This is a genomic window from Gillisia sp. CAL575, assembly GCF_000403785.1.
Taxonomy (GTDB): domain Bacteria; phylum Bacteroidota; class Bacteroidia; order Flavobacteriales; family Flavobacteriaceae; genus Gillisia.
Window position 1 is genome coordinate 92478 of record NZ_APHJ01000018.1, and the last position, 16154, is coordinate 108631.

A 16154-nucleotide genomic window follows, 5' to 3' on the forward strand; every position below is an offset into this window, starting at 1 on the left:
CACAAAAAAAATAAATGAAAAACGTAACACTCCAATTAATTCTATTATTCTACTCTTTTAATTTAATAGGACAAAGTGTGAAAAACAATTCAATAATTTATATACAAGACTATTATTCCTCTTTCTCGACAGGCTATGATTTTGATGGCAAGGATATAGTACTTTCAAACAATTACAAAGCAATATTTTCCGGTTTCATCTTTACATTGACATTTGACACATTTGATGAACAAAAGAACCTTAATAACCAAACCATAACCATCAACCTAAAAGAAGTGATAAGTCTTGAGCCCAATGGCACAGACGTGGTTGAAATTTATGATTTTGAAACACTCGTTATTCCGATTACAGGGAAATTGGCGTTTATAACAGCAGATGAATCTTACGACGTCAATATCTATTATGAAGTGGATGAAGATGTTGAGCAAACTAAGATTTATAAAGCCTTTGAAGATTTAATAAAATTAAAAAATAAGAATTAACCTTTAAATTTAAAAAAATGAGAAAAATCTTCTTAATGACAGGATTTGCAATTGCGCTAATATCTTGTACTAATACTCTTTTTTCGCAAACTTTTAAACAAATTAAAATCGGTGATCAAACCTGGATGGCTGAAAACCTAAATGTGGACAAGTTCAGCAATGGTGATTTGATTCCTGAAGTCAAATCCAAGAAAGAATGGGAAAATGCTGGAATAAATGAACAACCCGCTTGGTGCTACTACGAAAATGATTCAGAAAATGGCACCACCTATGGGAAATTGTATAATTGGTATGCAGTAAGCGACTCACGTGGCTTGGCACCTTCTGGCTGGCATATACCGAGTAATAAAGAGTGGACTCAATTAACTGACTATTTGGGAGGAGAAGATAAAGCAGGCACTAAAATGAAAAGCGAAAGTGGTTGGATGCATAAGGGCAAAGGAACGAATAAAAGCGGTTATCTAGGTCTGCCTGGCGGATGGCGCAACTATGGAAATTTCGATGGTATTGGTGAGTACGGTTACTGGTGGAGTTCTACGGAGAATACTAGTTGTTGCGCTTGGATCAGCTTCCTACAATACAGTAATGGTAGTGTTAACGGTAGTGGCAACTACAATAAGGATAAAGGGTTGTCTGTGCGCGCCCTTAGGGATTAATACATTTGATAATTTATCGGTTTACAAAACAACATATGATGTATTGCTGATTATCTTCCGCTTTACAAATGGATTTGGAGGAATTCAAGTACATAGTGGGCGAAAATTTGAAAAATAGACCATAGAGTTGCAAACCTTATTTTATAGAGCGAATGCAAAACGTGATAAGCAATATGTATTGCAAGAAGCACGAGCACGTATTGAGGTTATATTACTGAGTATCCGCTTTAATGAGAGATATGAGGAGGTAAGCGTCAAAAAATTAGTAAAAATTTATAAAAACCCAGCCACACATGCGATCGATTTACAACTATTTTATAAAAAAAATGAAGCTCACAAAAGAAGAGAAAAAATTCTGGCAAAGGCATTTTCACATTGAAAAAGCAGAAGATATTCCCAAAGAATGGGGCACCTTCAAAAGGATAGATTCCGAAGAAGATGACGATTTCTTCTATTTTCTTAGCTTACGTGTTACTTCTATCTTGGAGATTCATCTAAAAGAAACACTGGTTACAGATGCAGGTATCAAACATATTAGCAAGTTCAAGGATTTAGAAATTCTGTATTTAAGAAACCATAAAAAAATCACCAAAGAAAGCATTCCGTATTTTAATAAAATGGAATCTTTATTAAGCTTAAACATCACCAAAACAAAAATCACCCTTACCGATATATGTGAACTTTTAAACAATCAAAGTCTAAAAGAAGTGTTTTTGGATTCAGAAGACAAAGAAGAAAACATACTTGAAAAAGCATTTGAGTTAAAAGAACGTATGCCTAATTGCAATGTCTATCTGGATACTTCTTTTAATACCGATGTATTTGGCAATCCATTAAAACCTATTTTTTAATTTTCATAACTAATCATAATAAATATACAAAATCTTAATTTCTATAAAAAGGCACTCATTATCACGATGTTTTAATTTACAGTCAACATCCAGGCACAGGTGGATATTACAGTTTGAATGACGCCACTTTTAGGTTTTAATTTTATTGATTTATTTTTAGCTCCCGGTTGACTAACCAATCACCTTTCCCGAAATACCAATTATTCCAATTCTCATTTCTTCCTAAAAGTCCTCTTCATTTCCCTCACCAAAATCTTCAAAATATTACAAAGCATTCCAGCCAGAAGCACATATAATTCTTTCTTAATTCCAATGATTTAATCAAGATATTCAGTATTGAAAATGCCAGGGGTTTAAGTTGGGTTTTTCAGACACTTATTCTGATTCATCTCGATTGGACAAAAAACAAAGTTCTATCAAAATTACACCAACGTTTTGTATGCAATCGAATATACCATATTAATAAAAAACCCTTCAGGATAAATCAAGATTTCGTTTTATTTATCTAAAATCCAAACTTTCCCGAATAGCAACTAATATAGAATAAGCAATTTGATTTATATTTTCTAGGTTACTCAACCATTTTTCCTCTTCCCAATTACTTAAAAATCCCAATTCTACCAACACCGATGGATAAAATCCAATAGATTCCTGAAGTACCTGAAAATTGGAAAATTTGACACCCCTACTTTTTAATCCCAATTCTTTACTGAGTTCTTTTTGGATTTGGTAAGCAAATAGGATCGACTCTTTGGACTGCTGGGATCTGATGTTGGATACATAAGCTTCAAGTCCGTGGGCATTGGGATTATTGGAATGATTACAGTGCAACGAGATAAAGACATCGGCTTTTAAAGCTTTTGCAAGTTTAGTCCTGTCATTTAAAGAGATTAAGCTGTCTTTATATCTCGTGAGGTATATTTTAAATCCATTTTCTGGAGAAGACTTACTTATTTCTATCATCTTCCGGGCTATTTTCAATACCACTTCTTTTTCCTTATTTCCATTGATTCCAATTGCACCTGGGTCACTTCCTCCATGTCCGGGATCTACAACAATGGTAATTTGATCCTTTTCCACCGTCTGAGAGTAATTTTCAATTGGGAAAAAAGCTATAGTGCTTAAAAAAAAGATGCTGAATATTGACTTCCTGAGTTCCATAAATGATTCTTTGTTTCAACAAAATTCAAAGAATCAATCTATTTTTTAACAATCTTCCAAAGTTTAACATGAGCTCACGTTAAAGTTTGAACATTTAGCCCCATCCTTTCCTTTTCACAATAAATTTCATAAAAATTCATCATCAAGTGGTCTCATCAACCACTCTGCGAGAGCAGATCAAAAAACGTTCATTATGAAAAAATCAATTTACCCAACACTTTTTTTATCTCTTTTTTCTATTCCACTTTTCGCACAAATTGGTGGAATAGAAAATTCTGTATCGGATATTTCTGATACTGTTAGAACAATTTTCCCCATCCTTTTAGGAGTGATATTTCTTGTAGGATTCCTCTTTAATGCCGGTCATTTTTTTGGTGAAAACGCGGATCTAAAAAAAGGTATTACCAGGGTTTTAGTATTCGTGTTAATTGCAGGAGCAGTAGTGGGCATTTTCACCTACCTCATTTCAATCACAGTATAATCAAGCCTTGTAAAGCTTTTAATTATCAATACACTATGAAGAAATTTGAAATTTATAAAAACATCAGGAAAAGAGCACTGATATGGGGCTTGCCCATTTCGCTCTTTGCGCTAATAATGCTTTCTATAGTGGGATCGCTGCTAATAGTTATTTTTTCATTCAGTCTTACTGTGATAGTCGGAATATTCATTTTTAATGCCGCATTGTATATCGCACTTACCAGAATTACGAATTCTCCTCAGCTATTTCATTATTCAAAGGTGTTTCCCGAGATCATCAGCAATAAGAAATCAAATTTTTTCAGTTATGAGCAGGATTAATCTAACATCTCATCCACCTATAGCCAATATTCAGGAGAATATTGTATTTACCGGAAATGGTAATGTGGCTCTTTGCTATGAAATCAAATTACCGGAGATCCATTCTTTATCTGAAAAGGATTTTGAGGATCTGCATACTAGCTGGTTTCAGGCTTTAAAGTCTTTGCCTGTTGGTTCCATCGTTCATAAACAGGATGTCTATCAAAAAATGAAATATTCCTCTACAGACTTACCCAATACTACTTTTCTTGAAAAAGCTACCTATCAACATTTTAAGGGGCGGGATTATATTATACACGATTGTTACGTGTTTTTTATCTACACCAAGAACAGGGCTTTAAATAATTCAAAATTTGTAAATCCTTTTCGAAATATCTTAAAGCAGATCCCTCAGCAGTTGGATGAGAACGTTCATAGTTTTATTGGAGCTGTAAGCGATTCGGTTTCCTATATAAATAATAGCCGTAAGCTTCAACTTTTACCACTTTCTTCCGAAAAAATCAAGGAAATCTGTAACACTTATTTCAACGGATTTAATCAGGATTTCGATGCTGATATTCTATTAGATAAATCCCACATCCATATTGGAGAAAATTATTTTGATGTTCTGGCCGTGAATAGTGAGCTATGTTTTGGAGAAAACGTTCAAAGCAGTAAGACCAATGAACATTTTACCTCAGACGATTTCAAGTTTCACCAAGGATTTATAGACGGTCTCGGTCTTACTTTGAATGAGAACCATATTATAAACCAGCTTATTTATTTAGATGATAAACAGAAATGGCGAAAACTTCTGGATAAGAAAATAGAAGAGCTTAGTAAAAGTTCCAATTTCGGATCGCAGAACAAAGTAGTGCTTAAAAAGATCCAGCAGATTCTGGAACAGATCAATGCTGATGACAGCTCACGCATAATTCGCGGACAATTAAATGTAATTTATTGGGCTGCGGAATCTAAAGAGCTCAAAAAAATAGCCTCTAAGATAAAGACCGAATTCAAGGAACTCGATATCATTCCTTACTCACCGGGAGGGGAAGAGCGTAAGAATTATTTTCTGAATAGCTTTTTCTGCTTTTCCCCCAATTTTTCAAATGAAGATCTGTATGTAACCGATCTTAAACATGCACTCTGCCTGTTTATTAATAACACCAACTATAAATCGGATTTCACAGGGGTTATTTTCAATGATCGAGAGTTTAATATTCCTGTACTTAAAGATGTTTGGGATGAGAAGAAAAAACGGATTAAAGCAAGGAACTTTGCCATTTTCGCACCCACGGGTGAAGGGAAATCTTTCCTAGCCAATAACATCCTCCGTCAGTATTTCGAAACCGGAGTGCGTTTAGTGATTATTGACCTTGGTGGTTCCTATACCAAATTTGCCAAATTATATCCTGGCCAATATACCATTCTACGTTATGAGAGCGGTAAAAATTTAGGAATAAATCCATTTTATATAAGTAGCCTGGATGATTTGAGTCCGGAAAGGCTGGAAGATCTATCGGTCTTTATTTTTGAACTTTTTGCTTCAGATGTAAAAATTAGCCGAAGTCAATCGGTTTCCGCTAAAAAGATTCTGCTTCATTATTATCAGACTTTACCAAGCCAGCATTCCTTGGAGAGTTTTTATCGGTTTATAGAAAACAATCAGAAAACCCTGCTTACGGATCTAAGTATCCATTCAGATTATTTCAACATTCAAAACTTCCTGCACATCATGTCAGAATATGTGGGAGATGGTCTTTATAGTTTTCTTTTTGAAGCAGGAGAAGATCAGACCTATAAAATTGAAGATAAACGGCTAATTGTTTTTGAACTGGATGAAGTAAAGGATAATAAAGAGGTCCTTTCTGTAATGCTGAAATTGATAAAATCGGCCATTCAGCGTACCATCTGGAAAAATAGGGCAGAGAAGGGGATCATCCTTTTTGATGAGTTCGCGAAGCAACTGAAGTTCGAGAATGTATTGGAAAGCGTGGAATTCTACTATCAGGCAATCCGGAAGCAGAATGGGGCAATTGGTATTATCCTACAGTCCATCAACCAGCTTCCGAATAATTCCGTTTCAGCAAGCATCTTGGAAAACACTCAGGTGATCTACAGCCTTCATAATGAAAAAGGATATGATGAACTGCAGAAACGACTTAACCTCTCCAGTCATGATCTAAATCAACTTAAGTCCATAAAAAACAACCTTACAGGCCCAAGAAAATACACCGAAATATTTATCAAGATAGGAAAGCAGAGCAATGTGTTCCGTCTGGAAGTTCCTAAAGAAGTTTATGCTGCCTACCTGACTGATGGTGTCGAAAATGAAGAAATAATGTCACTTTATGAAAAGCATCAGAATATGGAAAAAGCAATCACAGAATTTATTAATCCAAAAATCAAGTAGTATGAAAATTTCACAGAAAATTCAAGAACACTTAAAGATTAAGAGTGTCGTGAGCAAAATTAAAATTAAGACCATTTTAGTCTTAATGACCATTGTCTTATTAATGCCTGGCCGTGCTGCGGCTCAGGGAATGCCAGTTTATGATAACACTAATTTTATAAGCCTGGCCAAATCGCTGATAGAATCGGCGAAACAGACATCGCAATTGCTTAAAACGGTAGATTTTCTAAAACAACAGAAGGAAAATCTGGAAAAAGTAAACAGCGTAATCAAGCAGTTGAAAGCTGTACGCGAGATCACAGAAAATAATCAGCGTCTTTTCAATGTAGTTCGGGATGACCTTCGGGAAATTCTCAACTCTCCGTATATCAAAGCCGAAGAAGTTACTCGAATCTCTGATTCGTTCAACGCCATCATCAACAACTCCCTGGAAGACCTGGATTTTATTGATGAAGTTCTTTCCAGCGACTATTTAAAAATGACCGATGCGGAACGAGCGATTATTCTTAAAGAAAAAGAACTCAGCTCGAAAGAGATGGTAGCGGAGATCAATCAAAAGATCTTAAGGTATCAGGATATAATTTCATTTAGGGAAATGCAGGACAAGATCAATAACAGGGAATCAAATTACTAACCCATGGCTGCAGTTATTTTTTTAGGAATCGGGCTCGAATATGTAGACGCTGTTTTTCAAACTATAAAAAGCAGTGATTTCTCCCAATATACCATTACAGGGATGAAAAGCCTTGGCGTACTATTTTTTCTGGTGAATATTCTAAAAAAATACAATGAAGGCATTGCGGAAAATTCAGGCTACACCTGGGGATTGAGTCCCGGGGAACTTGCTAAAAATTTTGCGGTTGTTCTGCTGGTCATTTTTTCAACCCAAGTGTTAGGAGTTTTTGACGGAATCTTGGTGGCTGTTGAATCTAATTATCGGGATACGGCACCCGCGCTCATCCCTCTGCAGCTTCAAGATATAGATATTGAACAGGACGTAGGTGCACTGGAAGCTGCGAAGAAAGCAATGGCATTATTGTATGAAGCCCTAGTAACTCCATTATACCCGGTAAAGGTTATCTCTTTTGTTTTAGGGCTGTTTTTATGGGTTCTGGATCTTTTTATTTACCCGTTGTTTTTAGCGGAAAGGTATTTTTTACTAGGGATCATGCAAGCTTTTTTTCCTTTGGTGATCAGTCTCGCTGTTTTTGAAAAATTCCGCACGATGGCCTATAATTTTTTCAGACTGTATGCAGGGGTGTACATGCTTGTACCGGCATTTTTTCTGGTAAATATTTTCGTGAATACGCTTTATTCAGAGATCAACATTAATTTTTGGTCAAACCTTCTGGGCTCATCATCAGATAATAGTATTATAAAAATCATTGTAGAAGCCGGCTCAATTGGTTTTATCGTATTTCTAAAATTCAAGCTTTATACCCGTGCAACTTCATTCACCCTTAAACTCTTTACATCTTAAAAAGATTAATAACTAAGAAATGAAAACACCTTATAAAAATATTTACTCGGTACTTAAAATCAATCGGTTCGTAGTGATCAGCGTTGTTCTGATGGCATTTTTCTCCACCTCAATTTCTGCATGGATTGTTTTTCAAATAAATCAGGAGGCCTTAAATAATGCTTTTGCTATTAATTCCGACGGAGCTGTAATTCCTTTAAAATGGGTGAGTCAGAAAGAAAATCTGAAGGTGGAGGCACTGGCGCATCTGGAATTATTCCATCGCTATTTTTATGATATCGATGCTAGCAATTATGAACGAAATCTTGAAAAAGCACTATGGCTTGGGAATAGTTCGGTAGATAATTTATACCGTCAGAAAAAGGCAGATGGCGTCTATAATCGTTTGCTTCAGTATTCTTTGGTACAGAATGTTCTAAGCATAGAATCTGAAGTAGATCTGGAAGTGGAACCTTACCAATTCAGGACTACTACAGTTTTTGAAATCAATAGGGGTTCTATTGTGGATACTTATGAACTGGTTTCCACCGGAAACCTGATTAAAGTTGATAGGAACTTCCCAAATAATACCCACGGACTGCTAATCACAAATTATTTTGAAAACACTTTAAAAAAGATAACTAATGAAAATTGAGAAAAACAAAATCGTATTCGGGAGTGTGCTGGCATTGATCCTCATATTCATCATATCATATTCTGTTATTGTGATGGGGGATGGGGATAGTGAGTCTGAAACCCTCGAACAAACTGAAGTTCCTGAATTGAAACAGGATCAGAAAGAATACAAATCTAAGCTGGATGCGGTCAATGCACTTAAGGAGGTAAGGGAAACCAACGCGCCAAGCATCTATGATGAAAAACTGATAGATTCGCTTGGTTTTTATGATCCTGATTTAAGGGAAAAGGAAAAAGAGCGGATTGTGGACAGCATCTATAATTCTGGACGGATTAATTATACTGAAAACCGCTATCGTAATAGTGTAACTGAAAAGGCCAATTCTACTGAAGTAATTGTGGACACCTCATTTATTCAGAATAAAGAAAATAAGATTGCCAGCAAGGAAATCGGCCTGGAACATCAGTTGTTTTTTAGTTCAAATCCGCTGAAGAATACTACTGTAACCATCCCAAAATCTGAAGAATTTATTTATGCAAAAGTGGATGGGGAGCAAATGGTTATGGTGAATAGCCGATTGCGTATGAGGTTGGTAAAAGAAACAGTAATCGATGGATTGGCTATTAAAAAGAACAGTCTTATTTATGGGTTTATCCATTTTCAGCCCAACCGTGCGATCATCGAAATTGAGAATATCAATCAGCATCCGGTAAAACTGAAAGCTTACGATCTTCAGGATGGAAGTGAGGGTATTTATATAGAGAACAGTTTTCGAGCAGATGCCACTAGAGAAGTAATTGGCGATGTGGTGGATGATATTAATATTGCAGGAGTTCCGCAGGTAGGAGGGATCAAAAAGATTTTTCAGAGAAATAATAAAAATATCAAAGTGACTATTACCAATAACTATAAGCTCATTTTAAAACAGGTTAATTAAAACTTATAAAAACTAAATTTTTAAGAAATGAAAAATGCAATTTTAATAATACTATTGGTTCTGTCCTCGCTCAAATTATACAGCCAGAGTCTAAAATTGGACACTATTTACGCTAATGATCATAAGAATGTAGCCTTATTTTTTCCTTCTCCTATTCAGCAAGGAATTACAGGTTCAGAAAATTTTGTTTTCACTTATAATCGGGAGAAAGAACAACATTTCGGATTGCTGCAGGCCACACCTGGAAGAGTAAGTAACTTGCTTGTAATCAGTGATTCAGGAGCTATTTTTTCGTATATTGTAAAGTATTCCAACGATCTTAAAAAACTGAATTATTTTATTGCTGCATCCAATAGTATAGGCAATGTTATTCCGGTTTCTGAAGATAATGAAGACATCAAGAAAGATGAAGGTTTGAAGGAGGATTCAGCTAAAAGCATATCCTATTCTAATGAAAATTATTTCAGGAAGTTTTGTTCTTATTTAATTGAAAAGAAGCAAGGTATTGGAAAGATTAAAAAGCGAAAAAATGATATTGTTCTAAGCTTAGAAAATATTGTATTCGAGAAGGAGCAATTGTTTTTTGTGCTAGAAATTCAAAATAGATCTACTATAGATTATGAAGTAAACTTTCTGGAACTATCGGTGCAAACTGAGAAGAATGGAAAAAGGAAATCTATGCAAAAACTGGTTCAAGAGCCATCCCTGAAATTTCAAATGCCTGAGATAATTAAGGAAGGTCAATCTGCCAGATTTATTTATGTACTGCCAAAATTTTCTATTGCAGATGATAAAGTGGTTATGCTAGATCTCAACGAAAAAAATGGTGAACGAAATTTAAAACTGAAAGTTAAACAGCGTTTTATAAATAGTCCTAATTAAAACTTATCATGAGAAATTCAATTTTTATTTTGATTCTGACCACTTTTATTTCCTGTGGGGAATCTCAAATGAGCCCTGCTGAAACTGCTCAGACTGTGGTAGAAAGTTTTTACCAAAAGCAAAATTCAGACTTAAAGAAATACACTACTTCTGAAAGTTATGAATCTTTCCTAAATGTGCAAGAACTGTTTACTCAGGAGAATACTGTTAAAAAGTCAAATTTTAATCTGATTCGCGACAGCATTAATGGAAACAATGCGTGGGTAAAATTCACTACCGCTTATGAGGAAAAACCGGAGATCTTTAAACTTATTAAGGATGAAGGTATGTGGAAGGTTACAGAGAGTGGAGTTAGAGAAAAAATGTTTTAGAATTTTTCTAGCTGAAACATTGTTTTTTTGAATATTAGGATCCTCTATTGTGGTATTTCCAGTGCAAGACTATTTTTACTAATTTAGAGTGTCCAATGATCCTTATGAAAATCGTTCTAGCATTTATAATTCTTTTTTATACATCTTCTTTCTTGGGGCAGGATATCTATTATTCTCCAATGACAGAAAATTTGGAATCTGGAGAAAAGTCAATTATAAATAGGACTATAACAATTGAACAGGAAACGATTCTAATTAAAACAGAGACTAACTTTGGATACGATCTTCAAACTTTAAAAATTCTGAGCAAGGAGTTAAAACAGACAATTCCGCCCATAATGATATACAATTGTAGTTCTCCAGATGGGGTTTACCCAACGATTCTTTTTATTCCACAACGAAAAGTCACCACTGAAATCCTAATTATTCAACCTTCTTTTACTGATGATTCTGATGATCATTTCAGATTTTATATTGATGCGGAAGAAAAACCTTTTCAGCAATAAAATTATTTTTAAGGGGAATGCATGAGGTGTAGATAAATTTAATATGGTTTGAGAGGAAAATTTTGAAACAATTCAACTTGAAATAGTGGTAGGAATTTAATATTTAGAATGGAATATATAAAATATTATATTTTTGGCTTTAGTTAGATTGATAAGTAATATTAGTACTCAATTAATTTATTTCGAAGATTGAATTAATAATGTGATTTAAGTATTTCAAATTTAAACTTCTCTAGCTTCTAGATTAACATCATACGGAAAAGCAAAACTTCTAACTTCTTCGCCACCTAACCATCTATTTCTATCTTTTTCTTTTAGCACTACGGGCATCCTTTTTTTGTTGTTATGTATCTTACTCATTAGTTCATTGGCTTCGGTTGTAACAATAGAGTAGGAGTTTACAAGTTCATTGTTTGTGGGATTTTTCCAACTTGAATAAATTCCTGCAAATGCAAAAATTTCCTGATCTTTTCGTCTAATTAAAAATTTCTGTTTTTCCTTACCGTTAGCATTAAGCCATTGCCATTCATAATAGGCATCTGCAATAATCAGGCAGCGGTTTCTTACTGACTCTCGGTAGGAAGGTTTCTCGGTAACTGTTTCAATTCTTGCGTTTAGAGTCATTTTTTTAATCTTATCATCCTTTGCCCAAAATGGAATTAAACCCCAATTATACAATTGGATTTCTCCTTGATTTTCATCTGTAATAACTGGGGTTTTAATAAACGTGAAAGCATTAATCTCACCCAAGGGGGAATAGGCTTCAGGCTCTATGAACCGAGCATCAAATGATCTCTCAATGGCAGATAACTTAGAATTTAATTCTGTGCGATAACACATATTGAAATTTTTAACATACAATTTAATCAATTTTTGAATATGAATAGAACCTTAAAACCTTCATGATCATAGAGAATGTAATTTTTTTTCCTTACCAAATATGACAATGTGCAGCCTTGAAAATACTTGAGAATCAGATGTCTAAATTATATAATATGCGAAATCAATGAGAGGTTTTAATAAATTATTTTACAGAAACATCAATTAAGTAGATTCAGTATATGACTTTTATCCAATTTACTTTGCTCTGGTAAGTTGGGTTGATAATTCTTATTCTGTTTTTTAAAAATATCTCCCAAAAATTCATATTTTTAAGAACTCATTAACAAGGTGTGAAACAAGAGCATCCCTACAAGCTTCTTGTTAATAAAAATAACCCCCATTTCTGCATGCAGACAGAACAGTCAATCAATTCAGGGAATACAAATATACTTAAGCCGCGTAAAGCACTTAACAAGGCATTTTTAAAGGTAAAGCCTAACCGATCACAGATCGAACGATTCAAAGAGAATCTTATTCAATTACTGGATAGGACTAATGATACCGAAAGTGAAGAATTCCACAAGAACTTAGTCACAGATTTTCTTAAGAAAACATACTACGAACCTGCTCATTTTATAAATACAAAAGGCCGAACAGATCTTGTTATCCATAATGGCAACAAAGCCAAGAGTAGCGTTGGTGTTATTATTGAAGCAAAAAAACCAACAAACAGGGCAGAGATGCTCAGCAAAGAAAAGTTAAACGTAAAAGCTTTTCAGGAGTTGGTGTTGTATTATTTAAGGGAGCGAATATCACAGAAGAATCTTGAAGTAAAATATGTGGTCGCCACTAATATCAATGAGTGGTTTATTTTTGATGCCAATATTTTTGAAAAGGCCTTTGCACAAAACAAGCGGCTGGTAAGCCAGTTTATAGATTTTGAAGCTGGAAGACTAGCAGGAAAAACTACCGATTTTTTCTACAAAGAAATAGCCGAACCTTTTATTTCTGAAATGCAACACGAGGTGGAATTCACCTATTTTGATATCAGAAACTATGAAAAGCCCTTGCGGAACAATAACCCCAAGGATGATAATAAGCTAATCGCCCTTTTCAAACTTTTATCTCCCGAACATCTGCTAAAACTCCCATTTATCAATGACAGTAACAGCCTTGATAAACGGTTTTATGGCGAATTGTTGCATATAATTGGCCTCACCGAAACCAAACAGGGCGGAAAGAAATTAATTGAACGCCATAAAGAAGGAAACCGTAATACCGGTTCTTTTCTGGAAAATGCCATTATCCAACTGGACAGCATGGATAAAATTGGGCAATTGCCGAATGCTTCTCAATTTGGTGATTCCCACCAAGATCGGCTTTTTAATGTAGGCCTAGAGCTAAGCATTACTTGGCTAAACAGGATATTATTCCTTAAGCTGCTGGAAGCACAGTTGCTCACCTATCAGAAGGGAGATAAATCCTACGAATTTTTAAGCCTGGACAGGATCCATAATTACGATGATCTTAATAGTTTGTTCTTTCAGGTACTGGCGAGAAAACATTCTGAACGAAATGAAGATGTAAAAGTGCTTTTTGAAAAGGTACCATATCTCAACAGTTCCCTTTTTGAACCTACAGATATAGAACATGCAACCCTGTTTATTAGCAACCTTCGGGATGATAAAATGCTACCGATTTACAGTGGAACGGTTCTTAAGGACAAGAAAGGAAAGAAGCGCAGCGGCGAAATCAATGCGCTGGAATATTTGTTTAAATTCCTAAACTCCTACGATTTTAGCAGTGAAGGAGGGGAGAGCATCCAGGAAGATAACAAGACACTAATCAACGCCTCTGTACTAGGACTTATTTTTGAAAAGATTAATGGTTATAAAGACGGTTCTTTCTTTACGCCAGGGTTTATTACGATGTATATGTGCCGAGAGACCATCAGGAAAGCGGTGGTGCAAAAGTTCAATGAAACCAAAGGCTGGGCGTGTAAAGATCTGGAAGAATTGTATGATAATATAGAAGACCGTAAGGAAGCCAATGAGCTTATTAATAGCCTGAAGATCTGTGATCCGGCTGTTGGCTCGGGCCATTTTTTGGTTTCTGCGCTCAATGAGATGATCGCAATTAAAAACGATCTGAATATTCTGCAGGATCGCTCAGGAAGGCGTCTCAAGGAATACCAAGTGGAAGTGGTGAACGATGAACTTATTGTAACCGATGAAGATGGCGAGCTCTTTGAATACAATCCCTCCGGAAAAGAAAGCCAGCGAATACAAGAAGCACTTTTTCATGAAAAGCAGCAAATCATTGAAAACTGCCTTTTTGGGGTAGATATCAACCCGAATTCAGTTAAGATTTGCCGACTTCGATTGTGGATTGAATTGCTAAAGAACGCTTACTACAAGAACGAAACGGAGCTGGAAACGCTGCCGAATATAGATATCAACATCAAATGTGGGAATTCCCTTATCAGTCGCTTCGATCTGGATGCCGATTTAAGCAAGGCGCTGAAGGAGAGCAAATGGAGTATTGACAGTTACCGTGTGGCTGTAGACACCTACCGTAATGCCGAAAACAAGGAACAGAAGCGGGAGATGGAAAAGATCATTCATGACATCAAGAATGACTTTAGGAGCGAGATCTCCTCCAACGATCCCAAGGTAAAACGCCTGCAAAAAGTTAAAGGGGAGTTATTCCTTTTGACCAACCAAACTCAGATGTTCGAGATGTCCAAGCGGGAAAAGGCCACTTGGAACAAAAAGCTGGAAAAACTCTCCAAAGACAGCAAAAAACTGGAAATCGAAATTCAGGAGATCAAGGATAACAAAATCTACGAAAACGCTTTTGAATGGCGCTTTGAGTTCCCGGAAGTACTGGATGATGCAGGGGATTATATTGGCTTTGATGTGGTGATTGGGAATCCGCCTTATATACGTCAGGAGGAATTAAAAGTAGTGAAGCCTTATCTTGAAATCATATATAAAACTTATTTAGGAACAGCTGATCTCTACGTTTATTTTGTGGAAAGAGGTCTTTCCGTACTTCGGAAAGGAGGGCAATTTATTTATATTCTTCCCAACAAATGGATGAGAGCTGGATATGGTTTGAATTTGCGCAAGTATCTTTTAAAATTTCAAATTGAAAAAATATTGAATTTTGGAGACCTTCCAGTTTTTGAAGAAGCAACTACTTATCCCTGTATATTAGAAGTTAATAAATCAACAGCAGATCATTATTTTCAAAGCGCAAATATAGAGACGCTTTCTTTTGAGAATGAATTAGGTCACTTTCTGATTGATAAGTTATTTCTAGTAGATAGTAGACTTCTCCAAAGCAATGGATGGAGCCTTACTGATATAAAAGTGCAGAATCTCTTGAAAAAATTACGTAAGGAAGGAAAACCATTCGGAGCATATGTAAATGGAACTATTAATAGAGGAATCTTGACAGGACTTAACGAAGCCTTTATTATCGATGAGCTAATTAAGGATAACCTAATAAAGGAAGACCCAAAATCTGCTGATATAATAAAACCTTTTTTAGCTGGACGAGATATTAAGAAATATCAAAAACCTAAAAGTAATAAGTATCTTATTCTTTTTAAAAACGGACAAACTCATAAACTGTTCGGGGAATTAAACGAAAATGCAGCTTTTCTTCAAATCAGTAAAGCATTTCCAGCTATTATGCAACACCTCGAAAAATTTGAAGATAAGGCCAAGAAACGTTCTGATAAAGGGAAATTTTGGTGGGAGCTAAGAGCTTGTGATTATTATGAAGAATTTGAAAAGAACAAACTGGTATGGCCCGAAACATCTCAAGACAACCAGTTCTGCTTAGTGCCTTCTGGTTTTTATTTGAATAAAACTTGCTTTTTTACTCCAATGTTTGATTCAGGATTAATGGGTGTTCTAAATTCTAGTGTTGCAAAATTCTATTTCGATTTTATTGTCTCAAAAATGAGAGGTGGATATTTTTCAATGTCAAAAGCGTATGTTGAAACCTTTCCAGTAGTTTACAACACCAACTTACATAAAGAAATAAGCTATAAAGTAAATCAATTGATCAAAAAAGAAGATGAAGAATTGGATGCCTTAAGGTTAAAAACTGAAATCGACCAGTTGGTTTACCAACTTTATGGTTTGACGGAGGAGGAAATCGAGATTATAGAAGCCAATTAGA

15 protein-coding genes are annotated in these 16154 nt (G+C 35.2%); 13 read left to right on the forward strand and 2 right to left on the reverse strand.

All coding sequences use genetic code 11. The features are described from left to right. The first annotated feature begins 14 nt into the window (after positions 1-14). The 3 genes from I130_RS00850 (at position 15) to I130_RS00860 (ending at position 1989) form a co-directional block, all read left to right on the forward strand. Positions 15-482 (forward strand): hypothetical protein, encoded by a 468-nt coding sequence (locus tag I130_RS00850; RefSeq protein WP_034917658.1) that lies wholly within the window; start codon positions 15-17, stop codon positions 480-482. Between the two features lie 17 nt (positions 483-499). Further along, positions 500-1138 carry a fibrobacter succinogenes major paralogous domain-containing protein gene (locus tag I130_RS00855; RefSeq protein WP_034917662.1) on the forward strand — a complete coding sequence of 213 codons (639 nt, stop codon included), beginning with the start codon at positions 500-502 and terminating at the stop codon, positions 1136-1138. Between the two features lie 326 nt (positions 1139-1464). Then, the gene (locus I130_RS00860; protein ID WP_034917666.1) at positions 1465-1989 is read left to right on the forward strand and encodes a hypothetical protein; all 525 of its coding nucleotides are present in this window, start codon (positions 1465-1467) and stop codon (positions 1987-1989) included. A 501-nt stretch (positions 1990-2490) separates the two neighbouring features. On the opposite strand, the gene I130_RS00865 is transcribed toward I130_RS00860, so the two are convergent. Then, positions 2491-3150, reverse strand: coding sequence for an N-acetylmuramoyl-L-alanine amidase (locus I130_RS00865; RefSeq protein WP_034917670.1), 660 nt, complete (start codon positions 3148-3150; stop codon positions 2491-2493). Positions 3151-3343: 193 nt separating this feature from the next. On the opposite strand from I130_RS00865, the gene I130_RS00870 reads away from it, so the two are divergent. The 9 genes from I130_RS00870 (at position 3344) to I130_RS00915 (ending at position 11138) form a co-directional block, all read left to right on the forward strand. After that, positions 3344-3631: a hypothetical protein gene (locus tag I130_RS00870; RefSeq protein ID WP_034917673.1), complete on the forward strand. Its 288-nt coding sequence runs from the start codon at positions 3344-3346 to the stop codon at positions 3629-3631. Positions 3632-3937: 306 nt separating this feature from the next. Beyond that, on the forward strand, positions 3938-6346 hold the full coding sequence (locus I130_RS00880) for a TraG family conjugative transposon ATPase (protein WP_034917679.1): 2409 nt from the start codon (positions 3938-3940) through the stop codon (positions 6344-6346). 103 nt (positions 6347-6449) lie between these two features. Beyond that, entirely contained in the window at positions 6450-6980 is a 531-nt protein-coding gene (locus tag I130_RS00885) for a conjugal transfer protein (RefSeq protein WP_410503373.1), read from the forward strand. A gap of 3 nt (positions 6981-6983) precedes the next feature. Then, complete coding sequence (locus I130_RS00890; RefSeq protein ID WP_034917682.1) at positions 6984-7826, forward strand: hypothetical protein; 843 nt, start codon at positions 6984-6986, stop codon at positions 7824-7826. Between the two features lie 19 nt (positions 7827-7845). Beyond that, positions 7846-8460, forward strand: a complete 615-nt coding sequence (locus I130_RS00895) for a conjugal transfer protein TraK (RefSeq protein ID WP_034917685.1) — start codon at positions 7846-7848, stop codon at positions 8458-8460. Then, positions 8450-9379, forward strand: coding sequence for a conjugative transposon protein TraM (traM, locus tag I130_RS00900; RefSeq protein WP_034917689.1), 930 nt, complete (start codon positions 8450-8452; stop codon positions 9377-9379). The genes I130_RS00895 and traM overlap by 11 nt, the downstream gene beginning before the upstream one ends. 96 nt (positions 9380-9475) lie before the next feature. Further along, positions 9476-10261 carry a DUF4138 domain-containing protein gene (locus tag I130_RS00905; protein ID WP_316928437.1) on the forward strand — a complete coding sequence of 262 codons (786 nt, stop codon included), beginning with the start codon at positions 9476-9478 and terminating at the stop codon, positions 10259-10261. Positions 10262-10269: 8 nt separating this feature from the next. Beyond that, positions 10270-10632 (forward strand): DUF4878 domain-containing protein, encoded by a 363-nt coding sequence (locus I130_RS00910; RefSeq protein ID WP_034917694.1) that lies wholly within the window; start codon positions 10270-10272, stop codon positions 10630-10632. 104 nt (positions 10633-10736) lie between these two features. Next, positions 10737-11138 carry a hypothetical protein gene (locus tag I130_RS00915; RefSeq protein WP_034917697.1) on the forward strand — a complete coding sequence of 134 codons (402 nt, stop codon included), beginning with the start codon at positions 10737-10739 and terminating at the stop codon, positions 11136-11138. A gap of 222 nt (positions 11139-11360) precedes the next feature. On the opposite strand, the gene I130_RS00920 is transcribed toward I130_RS00915, so the two are convergent. Continuing rightward, on the reverse strand, positions 11361-11978 hold the full coding sequence (locus I130_RS00920) for an SOS response-associated peptidase (protein ID WP_034917700.1): 618 nt from the start codon (positions 11976-11978) through the stop codon (positions 11361-11363). Between the two features lie 389 nt (positions 11979-12367). Between I130_RS00920 and I130_RS00925 the strand changes: the two genes are divergently transcribed. Further along, the gene (locus tag I130_RS00925) at positions 12368-16153 is read left to right on the forward strand and encodes a class I SAM-dependent DNA methyltransferase (protein ID WP_051119573.1); all 3786 of its coding nucleotides are present in this window, start codon (positions 12368-12370) and stop codon (positions 16151-16153) included. Position 16154: the final 1 nt, after the last annotated feature.

Excerpts from the sequence above, each read along its gene's own strand:
- I130_RS00850 (WP_034917658.1), top strand. The coding sequence starts at position 15 with ATGAAAAACGTAACACTCCAATTAATTCTATTATTCTACTCTTTTAAT.
- I130_RS00855 (WP_034917662.1), top strand. The coding sequence starts at position 500 with ATGAGAAAAATCTTCTTAATGACAGGATTTGCAATTGCGCTAATATCT.
- I130_RS00860 (WP_034917666.1), top strand. The coding sequence starts at position 1,465 with ATGAAGCTCACAAAAGAAGAGAAAAAATTCTGGCAAAGGCATTTTCAC.
- I130_RS00865 (WP_034917670.1), bottom strand. The coding sequence starts at position 3,150 with ATGGAACTCAGGAAGTCAATATTCAGCATCTTTTTTTTAAGCACTATA.
- I130_RS00870 (WP_034917673.1), top strand. The coding sequence starts at position 3,344 with ATGAAAAAATCAATTTACCCAACACTTTTTTTATCTCTTTTTTCTATT.
- I130_RS00880 (WP_034917679.1), top strand. The coding sequence starts at position 3,938 with ATGAGCAGGATTAATCTAACATCTCATCCACCTATAGCCAATATTCAG.
- I130_RS00885 (WP_410503373.1), top strand. The coding sequence starts at position 6,450 with ATGCCTGGCCGTGCTGCGGCTCAGGGAATGCCAGTTTATGATAACACT.
- I130_RS00890 (WP_034917682.1), top strand. The coding sequence starts at position 6,984 with ATGGCTGCAGTTATTTTTTTAGGAATCGGGCTCGAATATGTAGACGCT.
- I130_RS00895 (WP_034917685.1), top strand. The coding sequence starts at position 7,846 with ATGAAAACACCTTATAAAAATATTTACTCGGTACTTAAAATCAATCGG.
- traM (WP_034917689.1), top strand. The coding sequence starts at position 8,450 with ATGAAAATTGAGAAAAACAAAATCGTATTCGGGAGTGTGCTGGCATTG.
- I130_RS00910 (WP_034917694.1), top strand. The coding sequence starts at position 10,270 with ATGAGAAATTCAATTTTTATTTTGATTCTGACCACTTTTATTTCCTGT.
- I130_RS00915 (WP_034917697.1), top strand. The coding sequence starts at position 10,737 with ATGAAAATCGTTCTAGCATTTATAATTCTTTTTTATACATCTTCTTTC.
- I130_RS00920 (WP_034917700.1), bottom strand. The coding sequence starts at position 11,978 with ATGTGTTATCGCACAGAATTAAATTCTAAGTTATCTGCCATTGAGAGA.
- I130_RS00925 (WP_051119573.1), top strand. The coding sequence starts at position 12,368 with ATGCAGACAGAACAGTCAATCAATTCAGGGAATACAAATATACTTAAG.